Here is a 16709-nt window from a genome sequence, read left to right as displayed (position 1 = left end):
GGCACCTGACATGTTTCGACCACTAGTCGCCGCGTCGGCCGCGGCGCTGATCGTGCTGGGGCTGACCGCGCTGCCGGCCGCGGCCTCGCCGGAGGCGGCCGGCCCTCGGCCGGTCAAGCCCGCGCCGGCCGTTCCGCAGGTGGCCGCCGCGGCGCAGACGCTCACCTGGACCGCAGACAACGACATCGACTCCTACCAGTCCCAGCCGACCACCGCGGTGGCCGGCGAGACCACGATCGTCTTCGAGAACAGCGAGGCGACCGGCAACACCACGTTCATGACCCACACGTTGACCTTCGACACGTCCACCGCCGGCTACAACCACGACGTGCCCGAGAACATCACCGCCAACCCGCTGGACGCGAACGGCGGCCGGTACGAGAAGACGGTGACGTTCACGCCGGGCAAGTACCGCTTCTACTGCACGGTTCCCGGGCACAGCACGATGGCCGGCGAGCTGACCGTGACCGCGGGCGGTGGCGAGGACACCACGCCGCCGACGGTGACCGCCGAGATCACCGGCACCCAGGACGCCGACGGCAACTACGTCGGCAGCGCGACCGCGACGCTGACCGCCACCGACGCCGGCTCCGGTGTGGACAGTGTGGAGTACCAGTTGGACGGTGGGGCGTGGACGGCCTACTCCGCGCCGGTCGCGGTCAACACCGCGGGCGAGCACATGCTGCACTACCGGGCAACCGACGTCGCCGGCAACGCGTCGCCGGAGGGCATGGAGTCGTTCACCGTGGTCGAGGACGGCGGTGGTGAGGACACCACGCCGCCGACGGTGACCGCCGAGGTGACCGGCACGCAGGACGCGGACGGCAAGTTCGTCGGCAGCGCCACGGTCACGGTGACCGCGGCCGACGAGGGCGGCTCGGGGGTCGAGTTAGTCGAGTACGAGATCGACGACACCGGCTTCCAGCCCTACACCGAGCCGGTGGTGGTGACCGACCCCGGTGATCACTCGGTGCAGTACCGCGCGACCGACGTCGCCGGCAACGCGTCGACCACCGGGTCGACGCCGTTCGCGGTCGTCGAGGACGGTGGCGGTGAGGACACCACGCCGCCGACGGTGACCGCCGAGGTCACCGGCACCCAGGACACCGAGGGCAACTACGTGGACGCGGCCGTGGTGACCATCTCCGCCACCGACGCCGGCTCCGGTGTGGACAGTGTGGAGTACCAACTGGACAGTGCGGAGTGGGCGGCCTACACCGCGCCGGTCACGGTGAACGCGCCGGGCGAGCACATGGTGCACTTCCGGGCGACCGACGTCGCCGGCAACGCCTCGCCAGATGGCATGGAGTCGTTCACCGTGGTGGAGCAGGACACCACCGCGCCGACCGCCGCCGCCACGGTCGTCGGTGAGCAGGATCCGGACGGCAACTTCCTCGGCAGCGCGGTGGTCACGGTCACCGCCGAGGACGAGGGGTCCGGTGTGGACACCATCGAGTACTCGCTGGACGGCGGGGACTGGACCGCGTACACCGAGGCGGTCCAGGTACGCGCGGCCGGCGAGCACACGTTCGCCTACCGGGCGACCGACCTGGCCGGCAACGTGTCCGCCGAGGGCGCGGAGACGTTCACGGTGGTGGCCAACCCGGACGAGGACACCACGCCGCCGAGCGTGACGGCTGTGGTGACCGGCAACCAGGACGCGAACTGGAACTTCCTGGACACCGCGACGGTCACGGTGTCCGCGCTGGACGTGGACTCCGGGGTGAAGCTGGTCGAGTACAAACTGGACGACGGCGAGTGGACCGCATACACCGAGCCGCTCGCGGTCAGCGCGGGCGAGCACACGGTGTGGTACCGGGCGACCGACAACGCCGGCAACGTGGCGGCCGAGCAGTCCGGCTCGTTCACGGTGATCGAGGTCAGCACGGACGAGTGCCCGGACTCCGACACCAGGGACACGGTGTGGATCGGCGTGGAGAACACCTACGTGTCCAATGAGGACACCGGGAACGGCTGCACGATCAGCGACCTGATCGCGCAGGACGACGAGTACCCGACGCACACCGCGTTCGTCCGGCACGTCAAACAGGTGACCAACGGACTGGTCACCGCAGGCGTGCTGACCTCGGTACAACGGGACATCATCGTCCGCGCGGCGACCAGATCCGACATCGGCGTCAACACCGCCGCCGTCTAGCCGCAATGCCCTGAATGAGGCATTGACGACGTTCACCGTCCCGAATGGGGCATTCAGGGCAACGGGCCTCCGGTCGTGGTGACCGGGGGCCCGTCGCGTTGTCCGGCCCTACCTGGTCACCGGTAAACCGCTCAGCCGCCAGGTGCCCGGATCGGGGGCGCGCAGCTCGGCGAGGCCGGTGGCCAGCTCGAGGCCGGGGAACCGGCGCAGCAGCGCGCCGATGGCCACCTCGGCCTGCACCCGCGCCAGCGCGGCGCCAAGGCAGAAGTGCGGGCCGTGGCCGAAGCCGAGGTGCCCCGGCGGCCCGGCCGGCCGGTGCGGGTCGAACCGGTCGGGGTTGGCGTACACCCGGGGATCGCGGTTGGTCGCGGCGACCGAGACGGTGACCGCGTCGCCCCGCGTGACCGGCGTGCCGTGCAGCACCAGATCCTCGGTGGCGTAGCGGGGGATGGTCAGCAGGGTCGGGCCGCACCAGCGGATCAGCTCGTCCACCGCGCCGGCCAACAGGCCGGGGTCGGCCAGCAGTGCGGCGCGCGCGTCCGGCTCGGTCAGCAGCAGCCCGACGGCGTTGGCGATGAGGTTGGTCGGCGTCTGTCCGGCGAGCACCAGGTGCCAGACGAGCGTGACCAGCTCGGTCTCGCTGAGCCGGTCGCCGGCGCCGACGAGCTCGCCGAGCACGTCGTCACCCGGCTCGGCCTGCCGCCGGGCGACCGCCGCCCGCGCGCCGGCGATGATGCCGGGAATGGCCTGCTCGAAGGCGGGACCGTACCCGGACGCGACCGCCGCGCCGTACTCCCGCCAGCGCGGGCGGTCGGCGTCCGGGATGCCGACCAGCTCGCAGATCACCGCCATCGGCAGTGGCCGGGCGAAGTGCGTGAACAGGTCCACCGGGTCGTCGGTTGGCAGCTCGTCGAGCAGCTGGTCGACGATCCGCTCGATGCCCGGACGCAGGGCGTTGGCCCGGCGCACCGAGAACGCCGGGGTCACCGTCCGGCGGATGCGTCTGTGCTCGGCGCTGTCCAGCTCCGACATCGTGCGCATGTACCGCAGGCAGTGCTCCGGCACGTCCGGCCGCAGGAAGCTCTCGCCCCTGAGCTGGAAACGGGGGTCGCCGAGCATCGTGCGCGCGTCCTCGTGCCTGGTCACCACCCACACCGGGCCGATGCCGGGAATCGTCAGCCGCGCGAGCGGTCCCGCCTCGCGCGCCCGGCCGTAGGCGGTGAAGGGGTCCCGCACCACCTCGGGGTCGGTCAGGTCGATCTCGTACACCCATCCTCCAGATGTTCAGAACATATGATCTCATCATCTGAATGGTGACGGTATCTTGCTTGCGTGTCGACGGGCAACGCGGGGAGGGTGGTTGAGCCGGCTCAGCAGGGCGGAACTGCGCGAACTCAACCGGGCGAAGGTGCTGGCCGCCGCCCGTGACGAGTTCGCCGACCGCGGCTTCCGCGCGGCGAAGATCGACGACATCGCCGAGCGCGCGGAGCTGACCAGGGGTGCGGTGTACTCGAACTTCCCCGGCAAGCGCGCGCTCTACTTCGCCGTGCTCGCCGCCGGGACCACCCAGCGGCCGCCCGGCCATGGCGCGCCGGGCGAGACCCCATCGGCCGCGCTCGGCGCGCTGGCCAGGGAGTGGGTCGCGCGCCTGCCGCTGGCGACCGACGAGCGACACGGCAGGCTCACCAGGGACCTGCTGCCGGAGATCCTCGCCGAGGAGACCACCCGCAGGCCCTTCGCGCAGCTGATGAGTCTCAACGCGACCCTGCTCGGGCTGTCACTGGAACACCTTGGCCGGGGCCGGGGCCGCCGCATGGTGCGGGTGGCGGAGGCGGCGCTGACCACCCTGCACGGCGCGGCTCAGCTGGCGGCCGCGGCCCCGGGGTTTCTCGAGCCGTTCAACGTGGTCCGGGCGTGCGAGCAGCTGGCGGACCTCGACCTGGACGACCGGTGGTTGGATCCCGGCCTGCACGCGGGCGCCCGGCCGGTCGACGAGCCGTGGAACCCGCCGGCGGCAACGGATCTGGTCGCCGACGAGCCGGTGGACCTGAGCGCGGACGGCGTGCTGGCCGTGCTGGGGCTGGACCGGGCGTCGGCCGCGGAGGACGTGGTGCGCGCGGTCGCCCCCGACACCGACGTGACCGTCGTACTGGTCACCGGCGACCCCGCCGAACTGGCACCGCTGGCCCGCCTGGCGGTGGCCGACCTGATGGTCTGCCTCCGCCAGGCGGTCCCCCAGTCTTCCTGGCCCCACCTGAAAGTCGTCTGCGACGAGCCGGGTGCGATCGCCGAGGCGGCCGGCGCCGAGGCGGTGCTCGACTCGACGGAGATCGCCATCCGGGTGGCCGGCGGGCGCGTCGTCACCCGGGCGAGTGGGATGGGCGCCGGCCACACGATGTCACCCCGATCGGCGTCGCGGTCAGCGCCCGTTGGTCGCGTAGAGCAGTGACAGCAGCATGGCCACCGGCCAGATGACGGCGAGCACGGTCACGCTGCCGGTCACCGCGAGCAACCCGAGGGTCAGCGCGGTGGCCAGCGAACCGGCCGTCGGTGACAGGTAGCCCAACCCGAGCGGCCCGAACAGCAACGTCCACCGCAACGCCGCGCCCGCGGTCTTCGCCGGGGGCCTGGGCACCGGGTAGCGGCCGGGGCCGGCGAGCTCCCTGGCGGCCGAGGTGTACCAACCGCCGGAGACCAGCGGCGGGTGCGGCGCGAACGCGACCGGCTTGCTGCTGAACGATTTCGGTGCCCGCTGGGCGGGGGCGCCGGCCAGGTATCTCCGGTCCTCCAGCCGCCAGAGCACGTTCTCGGCACTTCGCATGACGTCCTCCCCATTGGCGTGCTGCCAGATATGGCTGGTGATACAGCCTTTTGCCTGGCACAATTGTTGGTTGCGGTGGCAACGGTTGGTTTCTACCAACTGACTATGCTGGCGCGGGGGAGCGAGTGATGTGTCAAATGAAACATCGGGCGAAAACACGCCCGCCCGCCGAATCGGGGAGGCCGCGAGATGGGCTTCTCGGCCGATGAGAATGGCGAACCGCGTGCCTGGAACCGGCTGACGAAGGCCGAGCAGGACGAGTTGCGGGCCGCCGGCCACAGCCGTGTGTGGCATCCCGGCGAGATCCTCGCGCTCCAGGGCAGCCCGCCGGCCAGCATGTTCGTCATCCTGTACGGCTGGGTGAAGATCAGCGCCACCAACTACCGCGGCGAGGACGCCCCGCTCGCCGCCAGGGGTCCGGGGGAGATCGTCGGCGAGATGGCGCCGATCAGCGGCATACCGAGAATCGCGACCATCCAGGCGATCAACGAGGTGCACACGCTGGTGATCACGCGCGAGAAGCTGCTCGGCGTGCTGCGCAGGCGCCCGCACATCTCCGAGGAGCTGCTGCGTACGGTGGCCATCCGGCTGCGGCAGTCCGACCGGCTGCGGCTGGAGGCCGGTGGCTCGGACTTCCCGCAGCGACTGGCGGCCGTGCTGCTGGAGCTGGCGTTGCAGTACACGCCGGACGGGGTCGATGGCAGGCAGGTCGACCTGCTCTTCAACCAGGGCGAGCTGGCCAGCTTCGCCAGGGTCTCGCGCAGCACGCTCGGCCGTGGGTTGGAGGAACTGCGCAGGCTGGGCGTGGTGCGCACCGCCCGGCAGCGGATCACGATCATGCGCCCGGAGACGTTGCGGGAGCTCGCCGCCGGCCGGCCGCCGCCGGCGCAGGCGGCCGGGGCCTGATTGGTTTGGACCAATGATCGCTCAGGTGGGTAGCATGGAATTGCTGCTCTCAGCGGAGGGAATGGATGGCATGAATTCGTTCTCGGATTTCGAGCCCGGCGTCGAATCGGAACTGATCGACCTGGACACCGTTCCATTCACGAGGCTGCGTGAACTGGACAGTGAACCGTTGCGCCGGTCACTGTGTCAGGTGGTCGAACGCACGAGGCACGTCGCCGCCAGCTACCGGAGCGCTGACAACTCCGGCGCAGGCGAGCGGATCGACTGATGCCGGGGTCGGGGCACCGTACCGCGTTCCATCGGCTGTCCTGGCGGGATTTCGACAGTCTGGCCCGGCTCGACGGTGACGCCGGCGTACTGCGCCGCCTACGCCGCGCCGAACGTAGCCGGCGCAAGCTGTTGCTGCGCGCGCTGTTGGCGGACGCGGCCAAGACACCGGAGTGGCTCGGGCCACTGCCGCCGGTCGACACCGCCTGGGAACTGCTCGCCCGTGTGGAGGCCAGGTCCCCCAGGGCGTTCGACCGGCTGCTGACCCATCCCTACACCGGCAGCTGGGCCGGGTACACCACGCGCCTGTGTCGCAACGGAGCCGACGGCGTCGGTCCACTGTGGATACACCTTGGTCACCTGCACGCGCTGGCCGCCGCCGCGGCGGTGCGCGCCGGGCTCGACTTCACCACCGAGGTCCCGGTCTGGCACGGCAACGTCATGCTGCCGTCGCTCGGCATGGCGCGGCTGACCGTGACCGAGCCGTTCTCGGTCGCCGTCGTGCGTGGTGCGCACGGCCGGTACACCGTCGCCAACGACGCCGGCGCGGTCGTCCTGCCGAGCCGGCCGGCCGAGGACGCGCCGGGCTGGTGGGGTGTTCGCCGGGCGCGGACCCGGGTCGGCGCCCGCCGGTTCGCCCTGCGGCTGGACGATCTCGACCCCTACCGGGGGCTCTACGAGCCGATCCCGCCGCAACGGCTGCCGGCCACCGAGATCGAGGAATGGCGTCGGCTGATCGACGAGGCCTGCCAGCTGATCGTCCGGCACCTGCCGGGGTTCGCCGAGAGCATGCCGATCGGCCTGAGCTCACTCGTGCCCAAGCCGCAGGTGCTGTACCGGAACCCGAGCGCCTCCACCGGGGAGGCCTTCGGCAGCGCGGTCGTCGGGCGACCGACCGACGGCGCCTCGTTGGCCAGCACGCTGATCCACGAGTTCCAGCACATCGTGCTCGGCGGCGTGCTGCACCTGATCCGGTTGTCCGACCACGATCCCCGGGAACGGATCTACGTGCCGTGGCGCGAGGATCCCCGGCCGATCAGCGGCGCCATCCAGGGCCTGTACGCGTTCTTCGGCGTCGCCGCGTTCTGGCGGGCGGTCGCCGGCACCGGTGACCGGCGGGCCGCGTTCGAGTTCGCCTACTGGCGCCAGCAGAGTTGGCGCACGTTCACCACGCTGCGCGCGGACGCCGCGCTCACCGAGGCCGGGCAACGGTTTCTCGACGGCATCGCGGACACCCTCGGTGCCTGGCGAAGCGAGCCGGTGGCGCCGGACGTGGCCGAGCAGGCCACGGCCGCCGCCAGGGACCACCTGGCCGGCTGGCGGCTGCGGCACCTGCGGCCAGGCGCCGAGGCGGTGGCGGAGCTGACGGCCGCCTGGCTGGCCGGGCGTTCCCGGCCGCCCGCCGTGCTGGCCACCGACCTGCCGCCGACCCCGGTGCCGGACGGCCTGTGGTCGCGGGCGCGCGCGGACCTGGTTCGCCTCCGGCTGACCGGGACGCAACCACCGGGGCTCGCCGAACTGTGGCCGACCGTGCCGGACGCCACGACCGCCGATCTCGCCTACGTGAGCGGCCGGTTCGCCGAGGCGGCCAGGGGATACCGGGCCGAGTTGGCCGAGAACCCCGACCGCCCGGCCTCGTTGGTCGGGCTCGGCCTCGCGCTGGCCGCGTGCGGTCCCGATCCGGCCGCCCGCGCGCTGTTGGGCTGCCCGGAGGTCGTGCGCGCGGTGCACCGGCGGCTGCGCACCAGCGCACGACATCCGCCGACCCCGGGAAGCGTCGCGTCCTGGCTCGGTCAGCTGGTCCCCGGGTGACCGGCTACATCATGATCACGTCGATGTCGCAGTCGGCGCGGGTTCCCCGGACGGCGGCCTGGGTGCCCGGGTGCGCCTCGCCGAGCACCCGGCGGTACTTGGTCAGCACCGGGTCCCGGTAGGGCCGGGCCTGTTCGGCGTGCCCGGCCGCGTCGAGGTCGAGCCCGAGGTTGAACTCGGCGGCCAGCATCGTGGGATGGTCGGTCCCCAACACCGGGCCGCCGCGGACGATGGCGTCGCGGCCGAGCTCGATCGCCTTGTCCAGCTCGCCGAGCGCGGACAGCTCGCTCGCCAGATTGATCATGGTGATGATCGCGTTGGGGTGGTTGGGCCCGATCCCGGCGCGGAAGTGCTCCAGGGCGCGTTCGTCGAGCACCCTGGCCTCGGCGATGTCCCCGCGCAGGCGCAACGTCACGGCGAGGTTGACGGTGGCGGCCAGGGTGTGCGGGTGATGCTCGCCGAGTGACCGCCGGTAGGCGCCGAAGGTCTGCTCGCCGAGTTCCTTGGCCGCCGCGAGGTCACCGGAGTGCCGCAGGTCGATGGAGTGGGTGAGCGCACAGGCCATCGTGTGGGCGTGCTCGTCGCCTCGGCGGAGCCGGAAGCGCTGCAGGGCGTCGGTCGACAGCGCCAGCGCGCCGGTGTGGTCGCCGTCCTTGCGCCGGTTGATGGCCAGCAGGAAGTCCATCGCGATGGCGTCCGGACTCTCGCCGTAGCGCGCCTTGAACTGCTCGGTGTGGTTCTCCTGCATGACCCTGGCCTGGCCGTACTCACCCGCCTCGCGCCGGTCGATGGTCACGGCGGACCGGGCGCCGCTGGTCCTCGGGTGGTCCGGGCCGAGCACCTCGACCCGGCGGCGATAGGTGTCCTCGTCCAGCTCGGCGGCGGCCAGGTACTCCCCGAGCAGCCGCAGGCTGAGGCCGTGCTGGAAGGCGGCGTTCAGTGTCTCCGGGTCGTCCTCGCCGAACATCCGCTTGGTCTTCAGGTAGATCTCCTCGCTCAGCTTGGCACCGGCGGCGAACTCGCCCTGGGCCCGCTGGTCGATCACGATGCTGCGCTGGAGGGCGAAGGTCTCCTCGTTCTCCTCACCGGAGACCTGCAGCCGCAGGGCGAGGGTGCGCTGGTTCAGCTCGGCCGCCTGCTCGTACCGCCCGATGGACCACAGGTACAGGCCGAGCCGCGAGGAGACGTCGAGGGTCTGTGGATGGGTCGGCCCGAGGGTCCTGGTGAAGTGCTCCCGGATGCGCGTGCCGAGCCGCGCGGCCTCATGGTGGTCCCCGCACTCGAACAGGAACCGCATGATGTTGATGATGAGCTGGCGTGGCCAGTCGTCGTCGCAGTCCATGACGTTGGCGGCGTAGGCGTGTGGCAGCAGCTCGCGGTAGCGGGGCCAGTGCCGGCCCTGCTCGGGGTCGTTGGGGTCCAGGCTGGCCAGCAGCTGGTGGGCGCCGTGCTGCATCTGGGCGTGGATCTGCGGCGCCATGACCCGGTTGCGCAGCACCAGTTGGACCAGGCGGTGCAGCTGGAGGGTGTTGTTGCCGTGGTCGATCTTGGCCAGGCCGTACCGGTTGATGTCCCGGATGGCGCGGGCGAGCTTGATGGGGTCGCGCAGGGCGGCGTCCAGCTCGGGTGAGATCGACACCCGGCTGACACCGGTCAGCAGCTCGCGGGAGATCGGCTCCGGGGAGAAGAACGCGCAGACGTGCAGAATCTGGTGGGCGGCCGGGTTGCGCTTTTTCAGCTCGTCGAAGGAAACGTTCCATGCGGCCGCGACGGATACTTCGTGACTGGGGGCGGTGGCCGCGTCGAGAATCTCGTCCACTGATTCGTCGAAAAGTCGGAGATATTCTCGGACCGGCATTCCGGTAACCGCGCGCCAGGCGGCCGCCTGTTCGATCGCGAGGGGTAGGTCGCCGAGTTTTTCGGCGAGCTCGTCGGCGTCCGCGTTGGATATTTTCGGGCCCCGCTTGCCGAAAAGACTGATGCTTTCCTCGCGTTTGAAGACGGTCAGCTCGAGCGGCCGGGCGACCCCGGCCCAGTCGGAGTTGCGGGAGGTGACGAGGATCTCGCCGGTGCCGTTCCTCGGGAAGTACGGCAGCACGTCCTCCGGGCTGTCCGCCGCGTCGAAGACCAGCAGCCACCGGCGGAACGGGCGTCCGGTGCGCAGCGCCTCGAGGACCGCCGGCACGGCCACCGTGGTCTCCGCGCTGCCCGGCAGGTTGAGCACGCGGGCCAGGTCGGTGAGACCGGCGCGGATCTGGGTGGGGTGGGTGGCGTCGAGCCACCAGACCAGGTCGTAGTTGGGCAGGTGGCGGTAGATGTACTCGGCCGCCATCTGGGTCTTGCCGATCCCGCCCATGCCGTGCAGCGCGGAGGGCAGGACGGCGGTCGGTCCGCTGGTGAGCCGTCGGCCGAGTTGTTCGAGCGGTTCCACCCGGCCGGTGAAGTTCGGGTTGCGCGGCGGCACGTTTCCCCAGACGGGGGGCGGGTCGTCGGGCTGGCGGCCAGGATGCCGGCGGGTGCCCGAAGCGCCAGGATGCGCCATCGGCCTGGTCACCGGTTCGTCCGGGACCGGCGGTTGGGCTCTGGCCGAGCGGTTCTGCGTCGGGACGACGGGTACGGCGGGGTGCTCGGCTCGCTCGGCCGGATTGGACATGGAGGCGCTCACAGAGGTTTGTCGGCTCTTGACCAGTTCAGTGGCGGAGGAACCCGCACCGGCCTGCAAGATCGCGTTGCGCAGCCGATCCGCGCGAGAGAGGTACGGGCCCGAAAGTGCCCGCATCACAGCGCTCTCCAACTCGACGTCGGCCAGGGACTCGGGGGTGAGGTCCTGGTCCGGCGTGTTGTGCGGGTCGGCGATGGCTGCTCGGAGGTGACCGAGAACCGGAATCCGTGCACCGAAATGGGTGGCTGCCACGCCGACCACGGTGGCCGTCTCCGACCGCCGCGCGCCGTTGAGCAGCAGTTCACGGACTGCCTCGGGAAAGGTAAGCTCCCCACCCGTGTCCCAAGTGGACGTCCCCTCCCTGGATCCGGGATCGTACATGATCCAGATCAGAACCTCGGCCAGGGTTTCCGGCCCGGTGCCGGCGAGAAATTCCTGCTGGACGAACTGTGCGAGGTCAAGTCGTACCGGTAGCGCGGCCAACAGCGTCGCCAGCCGAAACGCCGGTGGCGACGCGTTAGCGCGGAAGCGGGTCACCCGTTCGGGGGCGGACAAGTCGTTGCCCTGGACGTTCGAGTGGTCCTCGATGGTCACCTGATCGGCGGCGAGCAGCACCGTGGCGTCGACGTCCGGGGACTCGCCCATGATCAGCCGGGCCCACCAGCTGAGCCACCTCGGCTGGAGCTCGATGACCGGCACCGGGACCGCGCCGGGCGGGGCCACCCGGTCCGGGTCCGGCGCGAGCCAGGCTTCGGGCAACCGCAGCGTCCAGCGGTTGTTCGGCCGCACCGCGGCTCGGGCGCCCAGTGTGGCCCGGTGCAGGTCAAGGCCGCTGCGGCGCCACAGCCACTGGGGGAGCAGGTGCACGATGGTCACCGGCATCGTCCGGCTCCACCTGGCCAGGACCGGGTCGAGGATCTTCTGCCGCCAGGTGTCGCCGACGCCGTCGGTCAGCAGCAGGACCACTCGGCGGCTGGACGCGTCCAGGATCTCGGCCGGGTCCCTGGGCGCCGCGGTCGCGGTCCCGCCGCGCAGTACCGGGATGGTTTGCCCGTGTTCATGAAGAAAGTCGAGCAATCTGATCTGGATTGAGCGAAATGCGCCGAGTTGTTCGAGCAACGCCAAGAAAGTGGAGATACGCGATCGCCACAAGGCCATTGTCGGACCGCTGTCAAGTACCAGGGTCAGGTCCAGCCAACGCTCTTTTCTGGACTCCACCACCGGCCACCAGAGCCCGGTTTCCACGGCCTGCTCGGCGGTGGCCTCCTCGTTCAGCACCACGTCGGTGGATCGTCTGGAACGAATTCTTCGTTTCAGTGGCCGGAGCGCCCGGAAGAAGTCCAGCGAGTCGTGCGGTGCGATTCTCGAATTTCTTTGGCCGTCGCCGGGCAGCACCCGTAACTCCGGCCGGTGCCCCAGGAGCTCTGGCTCGGGATCGGCCACCCGCTCGTCCGCGAGGCCCGAAGGCTCGGGTGCCGCCGCCGGCCGTTCGGGCGGGGTCGGCCGCAGGTAGACGTCGGTGTCGTCGAACGTCGGCACCTCCCGCGCAGGCGGGTCGGCCGGCGCGTCCGCCGGCGGCGGGCCGTCGGCGGCGGGTGTGCCGGCGGGTTTGATGGCGGGTTTGATGGCGGAGGCGAGCCAGACGATGTCGCCGACATCGGCCCAGGTGAGATCGCCGAGGTCCAGGCGCCTCGGCCCGCTGATCGGCGTTGGCTCCCTGGCGTCTGCCGGCGTGGCCACGTCACTGCACCGTCAGCTTGCGCCAGAGAGCGTCCATCAGCCGGGGCCAGGCCACGTGGTCGGGCCGGTAGGCGCCCGAGGTGGCCAGGTACACGGCGTCGAGCAGCCGGTCGGTCGGTAACCCGCCCGCCAGCCTGCTCCGCTCGGCGAACTCGCGGACCAGCCGTTCGCGGTGTTCGCCATCGGGATCGAGCAGGTGGTTGGCCACGATCGCGGCGAGCTGCTCGATGTTCGGCTCTTTGATCTCCAGTTGCAGGCAGCGGCGAAGGAAGGCGGGCGGGAACTCGCGCTCGCCGTTGCTGGTCATCACGACCACCGGGAAGGCGTGGCAGCCGACCCGGCCGTCGACCACCTTCGCGGTGCCGTTCGGGTCGGCGGTGTGCACGGTGACCTCGGAGACCCGGCTGCGGACGCGGGCCAGTTCCTGGATGGGGAACTCGCCTTCCTCGAAGATCGACAGCAGGTCGTTCGGCAGGTCGGCCTCGCTCTTGTCGAGCTCGTCGATGAGCAGGATCCGCGGCCTGCGGGTGGGCAGGAACGCGGTGCCCAGCGGGCCGAGGCGGACGAAGTCGCCGATGGGTGGTTCGTCCGGTGGCTGGTCGACCGGTTGGCTGCCACGCTGTGCCTGGGCGGTGGCCGCGGCCTGGGCACGGCCGATGGCGTCGTAGCCGTAGAGCCCGTTCTGCAGGGTGGTGTGGCTGGTGATCGCCCACCGCAGCACCCGGCCGAGGCCCAGCTCACGGGCGAGCCGGTAGGCGGTGCTCGACTTGCCGGTGCCCGGCTTGCCGGTGACCAACAGCGGCCGCCGCAGGTACAGCGCCGCGTTGACCATGTTCAGCTCGTGGGAGTCGATGTCCTGCTCGGCCAGGTGGTAGGCGGTGCCCAGCCTGCGGTCGGCCTCGCCGTCGTCGGCGGGGGGCCGGTCGTCGGCGGGCAGCGGTCCGCCGGTGAAGGCCCGCCACGGCGGTGGCGGCGGCAGGAGTTTGATCGGGTCGATGTCATGCGCCGGCCGGCCACTGCCGCGGTAGATCCACCAGGCCGGCGCGTCGAAGTGTGGTGCCCGCTGTCCGGAGGTCACCGCGTCCGGGTCGTTCACGCTCATCCGTGATATCCCCTTACGGTCGTGGCGGGATCTACGGTTGGTCGAGAACGATGACTCTTTTTGGGTCGTCCCACATTACCACCAAGTCGCGCACGAGCGAATCATTTGTCAGGTCAGCATCAGGTAAATTCGCCAGCTTTCGGCGATTCAGCAGATCAATAAATCCCCTTTCACCACCGAGCACCCAGTCGACCAGTTCGCGGAGATCCGCCGGGCCGGCTTCCGGATGCCAGAACACCACCGGTAGGCCGCCGCGTAACGCGGACACCAACGCGTCCGGTTCGGTGCCCGGTTCCGGTGACGGCGGGTTCGCCATCACCAGTCCCACCCAGCGGGGGTCGATCAGTACCGCGTCGATCGGGTGTTTTCCGGACTCCTCTGCCGAATGGCGCAACCGGTCGGCGGAGGGGTCGGCCAGCATGGAGTCCCACCGGACGTGCCAGGCGCGGTGCCAGTGCCTGGTGCGCATCCGCTCGAGCGACCGCACGCTCACCCGGTAGTCGTAGCCGAGCGGGCGCGGTTGGCCGGACCCGTGTTCCTTGCGCCACCGCTGCACCGGCAGGTTCAGCAGCGTGCGGGGCAGCAGGAACTCGACCGCCGCGGAGATGCCCTGGTCGGCCCAGACCCGCTCGGCGTCGAGGATGACCTCGTCGACCCGGTACTCCAGCTCGGCGAGGGAGACCTCGTGCACCCCGCCGCGGGTCGGCGGCCAGGTCAGCGGATCGTCCTGGCGCCAGTAGGAAAGCACGCAGCGGCCGGGGTCGATGGCGTCCGGCTCCAACATGATCGTCAGGTACAGGTGCGGCTCGTCGGGCACCGGTTGCCGGCTGGACTGGTGGTTGGCCAGCTCCCGCCCCAGCCGCAGCCGCCGGACCTGGTCGGCCACCCACCGCAGGATCGAGTCGCCGGCCTCGCCGCCCAGTTCGCCGGCGAGTTGTTGCAGGAACAGCACCGACGGCGGGATGCCGTCCGGGCCGGCGTTGAACTCCGACAGGTACTGGAAGGCCTCCCAGGCGTTGCGCACGTCGTCGCGGCGGGGCAGTGGGATCGCCGGGCCGGCGGCATGGCTCATCAGCACGCCCATCCTCGGCACCTCGCTTGCGGTCAGCCAGGTGCGCAGGCTGTCCAGCTCGTCGGGCGGGACGAGGTCGAGAACCTGTTCGCGCACACCGGGTTCGACCGCCGGGCGGGCGGTCACGTCGTGGCCGAGCAGGCGCAGCCTGGCCGAGCCGGTGTAGGTCTTGACGGTGACCGTGATCGGTTCGTAGGACTCCGGGACCGTGCCGGGGTCGTGCTGGATCACCTCGGTGAAGAAGTGCTGGGACACGATCAGCGCGACCATCCGGTCGGTGTCGCGCAGCGCGGCCTTGGCCTCGGTCGCCTCCAGGATGCGGAAGGTGATGTTCACCGGGTGGCCGACCCAGCCCTCGCCGTCGTAGCGGATGTCGCCGGCGTGCAGCGCGACCCGCAACTTCAGCTGGGCCATCGGCACCCGGGTGGAGTTGTAGCGGCGCAGGGCGGCGACCAGCCGGTCGGGCAGGCGATCGGCGATCACGCTCTTGGACACAGTCGGGGGCACCAGGACGAGCGCGCCGTCGCCCCGGTCCTCACTGTCACAGGAGTCGAAATCGATGTCCGACTCGGCGAACGCGGTCTTCAGCACTTCGTACATACCCTGACGCACGGCGAACTGGTCGGTGTCCTGACGACCCGAGTCGGTGAAACCCGCGACGTCGACCACGACGATCGTTCGGTGGACTGCCGGCGTCAACTCTGTCACAGCGATCCTTTCCCGCGACACCCTCGATTATGCGGGCCGGAACGCGGCCGATCACGTCAAATGGGCGAAACCCGGGATATCCGCACGTGCCGAGGTGCGCCGAGGGTCCCGCGGACGCTCGGCGCGCCGGCTTGGTAGCGGCTCAGACCAGGGAAAGCCGTGTCAGGAAAGGATTGGTGAACCGCCCGGCCGGGTCGCTGGCTCGCCGGAGCTCAACGAACTCCGTCCACTGAGGATAGTGCGCGGCCAGATCGGTTGCGGCGAAACACTTTCCCCAGTGCGGACGGGCGCCGAGGGGGAGCAGCGCGCCCTCGATGTCGGGCAGCAGCGCGGCCACCTCGGCGGGTCGCTGCCGCCAGGTGAAGTGCACGGCGATCGTCTCCCGGCCGTAGGCGCCGCTGAGCCACAGGTCGTCCGCGGCCACCGAGCGGATTTCGGTCACGTGCAGCACCGGGGCGATCCGGCTCGCCATGGCGCGGATCCCGCGCAGCGCCTCGGCCGCGCGGTCGCGGGGCAGCAGGTACTCGCTCTGCAGCTCGTCGCCACTGCTCGGCTTGTGGTCCAACCGGAAGTGCGGCAGGCGATCCAGCCACGGTCCCGGCACGCCGAGCTGCTCGGTCACCGCCGCGAGCGACTCGCCGGGGATCATGTGCGTCGTCGTGGTGGCCGGCGCCGCGCCGAACAGGTCGGCCGGCGGCTCGGCGACGGACTTGACCCACACCTGCCGCAGGTGGTCGCCCGTCCAGTCGGTGAACAGGCTGACGCTGTAGCCGGCGGCCATCACCTCGTCGAGGCCGGCCAGCACCGCGCGCCACGGCACCAGCGGGTAGACGGTCTGCCGGAGGTCGAAGGCCGCCACCGTGTCCAACACCACCGCGACCACCACGCCGAGCGCGCCGATGGCCACCACCGAGCCGGCGAACTCGGGGTCGCCCCGGGAGATCCGGCGCAGCTCACCGGTCGCGTCGACGATGTCCAGCGCGGCCACCGACGTGGCCAGGCAGCCGTTGCGGTCGCCGGAGCCGTGGGTGCCGGTGGCCACGCCGCCGGCGACCGAGATGTGCGGCAGCGAGGCCAGGTTCGGCAGCGCGCGCCCGTGCCGCGCCAACACCACGGCCAGGTCGCCGTAGCTGGTCGCGGCGGGCACGGTGACCTGGTCGCCGGCGATCGCGATCTCGCCGGGCAGACCGGCCACGGACACCAGGACGTCCGGGGTGTCGGCCACGTCGCTGAACGAGTGGCGCGAGCCGATGGCCCGGATCCTCGGCGTCTCGGCCACCAGTTGCCGCAGGTCGTCGAGGGTTCTCGGGGTGTGGATCCGGCGCGCGCCGTAGGTCAGGTTGCCGGCCCAGTTCCGTTCCTCCGCGATCACGCCACCCAGTATGTCCCAGCCCGAACGCGCTTGACCCGCGGTCACGTGGGGTATCCGGACAGGAGACATCCGTTACCCGGGGCCAAGGA

Annotated in this window: 11 protein-coding genes; 5 read left to right on the top strand and 6 right to left on the bottom strand. The window is 70.9% G+C overall.

The genetic code is table 11. The annotated features are described in order from the left end of the window. Positions 1-10 precede the first annotated feature (10 nt). Positions 11-2158: an OmpL47-type beta-barrel domain-containing protein gene (locus ACYVIP_RS04435; RefSeq protein ID WP_460392250.1), complete on the top strand. Its 2148-nt coding sequence runs from the start codon at positions 11-13 to the stop codon at positions 2156-2158. A gap of 108 nt (positions 2159-2266) precedes the next feature. Here the strand turns inward: ACYVIP_RS04435 and ACYVIP_RS04430 are convergent, their stop codons facing one another. Next, positions 2267-3427 (bottom strand): cytochrome P450 family protein, encoded by a 1161-nt coding sequence (locus ACYVIP_RS04430; RefSeq protein WP_460392248.1) that lies wholly within the window; start codon positions 3425-3427, stop codon positions 2267-2269. 91 nt (positions 3428-3518) lie between these two features. On the opposite strand from ACYVIP_RS04430, the gene ACYVIP_RS04425 reads away from it, so the two are divergent. Continuing rightward, positions 3519-4607: a TetR/AcrR family transcriptional regulator gene (locus ACYVIP_RS04425; RefSeq protein ID WP_460392246.1), complete on the top strand. Its 1089-nt coding sequence runs from the start codon at positions 3519-3521 to the stop codon at positions 4605-4607. Here the strand turns inward: ACYVIP_RS04425 and ACYVIP_RS04420 are convergent. Then, the gene (locus ACYVIP_RS04420; protein WP_460392244.1) at positions 4578-4979 is read right to left on the bottom strand and encodes a hypothetical protein; all 402 of its coding nucleotides are present in this window, start codon (positions 4977-4979) and stop codon (positions 4578-4580) included. The two genes, ACYVIP_RS04425 and ACYVIP_RS04420, sit on opposite strands and share 30 nt — an antisense overlap. A 189-nt stretch (positions 4980-5168) precedes the next feature. Here ACYVIP_RS04420 and ACYVIP_RS04415 point away from each other — a divergent pair, with 189 nt between their 5' ends. The 3 genes from ACYVIP_RS04415 to ACYVIP_RS04405 are packed head-to-tail and all read left to right on the top strand — an operon-like array spanning position 5169 to position 7964. Then, positions 5169-5885 carry a Crp/Fnr family transcriptional regulator gene (locus ACYVIP_RS04415; protein ID WP_460392242.1) on the top strand — a complete coding sequence of 239 codons (717 nt, stop codon included), beginning with the start codon at positions 5169-5171 and terminating at the stop codon, positions 5883-5885. A 34-nt stretch (positions 5886-5919) separates the two neighbouring features. Beyond that, positions 5920-6153, top strand: coding sequence for a hypothetical protein (locus ACYVIP_RS04410; protein WP_460392240.1), 234 nt, complete (start codon positions 5920-5922; stop codon positions 6151-6153). Continuing rightward, positions 6153-7964: an aKG-HExxH-type peptide beta-hydroxylase gene (locus ACYVIP_RS04405; protein WP_460392238.1), complete on the top strand. Its 1812-nt coding sequence runs from the start codon at positions 6153-6155 to the stop codon at positions 7962-7964. Before ACYVIP_RS04410 ends, ACYVIP_RS04405 begins: the two co-directional genes overlap by 1 nt. A gap of 4 nt (positions 7965-7968) precedes the next feature. Here ACYVIP_RS04405 and fxsT read toward each other — a convergent pair whose 3' ends face one another. The 4 genes from fxsT to ACYVIP_RS04385 all read right to left on the bottom strand — a co-directional run bounded on the left by fxsT (position 7969) and on the right by ACYVIP_RS04385 (position 16620). Then, complete coding sequence (gene fxsT / locus ACYVIP_RS04400; RefSeq protein ID WP_460392236.1) at positions 7969-12366, bottom strand: FxSxx-COOH system tetratricopeptide repeat protein; 4398 nt, start codon at positions 12364-12366, stop codon at positions 7969-7971. 1 nt (position 12367) lies between these two features. Further along, the gene (locus tag ACYVIP_RS04395) at positions 12368-13468 is read right to left on the bottom strand and encodes an AAA family ATPase (protein WP_460392234.1); all 1101 of its coding nucleotides are present in this window, start codon (positions 13466-13468) and stop codon (positions 12368-12370) included. A 31-nt stretch (positions 13469-13499) separates the two neighbouring features. Then, positions 13500-15248, bottom strand: a complete 1749-nt coding sequence (locus ACYVIP_RS04390; protein WP_460392232.1) for a VMAP-C domain-containing protein — start codon at positions 15246-15248, stop codon at positions 13500-13502. A gap of 142 nt (positions 15249-15390) precedes the next feature. Further along, the gene (locus ACYVIP_RS04385) at positions 15391-16620 is read right to left on the bottom strand and encodes a D-arabinono-1,4-lactone oxidase (protein WP_460392230.1); all 1230 of its coding nucleotides are present in this window, start codon (positions 16618-16620) and stop codon (positions 15391-15393) included. Positions 16621-16709: the final 89 nt, after the last annotated feature.

This window comes from Actinophytocola sediminis (assembly GCF_054779715.1).
The sequence above is the reverse complement of the archived record's forward strand: the minus strand, read 5'-3'. Positions and strand labels throughout refer to the sequence as shown.

What these genes read in the sequence shown, in the direction of transcription:
- ACYVIP_RS04435 (WP_460392250.1), top strand. Translation starts at nt 11, where the DNA reads ATGTTTCGACCACTAGTCGCCGCGTCGGCCGCGGCGCTGATCGTGCTG.
- ACYVIP_RS04420 (WP_460392244.1), bottom strand. Translation starts at nt 4,979, where the DNA reads ATGCGAAGTGCCGAGAACGTGCTCTGGCGGCTGGAGGACCGGAGATAC.
- ACYVIP_RS04415 (WP_460392242.1), top strand. Translation starts at nt 5,169, where the DNA reads ATGGGCTTCTCGGCCGATGAGAATGGCGAACCGCGTGCCTGGAACCGG.
- ACYVIP_RS04410 (WP_460392240.1), top strand. Translation starts at nt 5,920, where the DNA reads ATGGAATTGCTGCTCTCAGCGGAGGGAATGGATGGCATGAATTCGTTC.
- ACYVIP_RS04405 (WP_460392238.1), top strand. Translation starts at nt 6,153, where the DNA reads ATGCCGGGGTCGGGGCACCGTACCGCGTTCCATCGGCTGTCCTGGCGG.
- ACYVIP_RS04395 (WP_460392234.1), bottom strand. Translation starts at nt 13,468, where the DNA reads ATGAGCGTGAACGACCCGGACGCGGTGACCTCCGGACAGCGGGCACCA.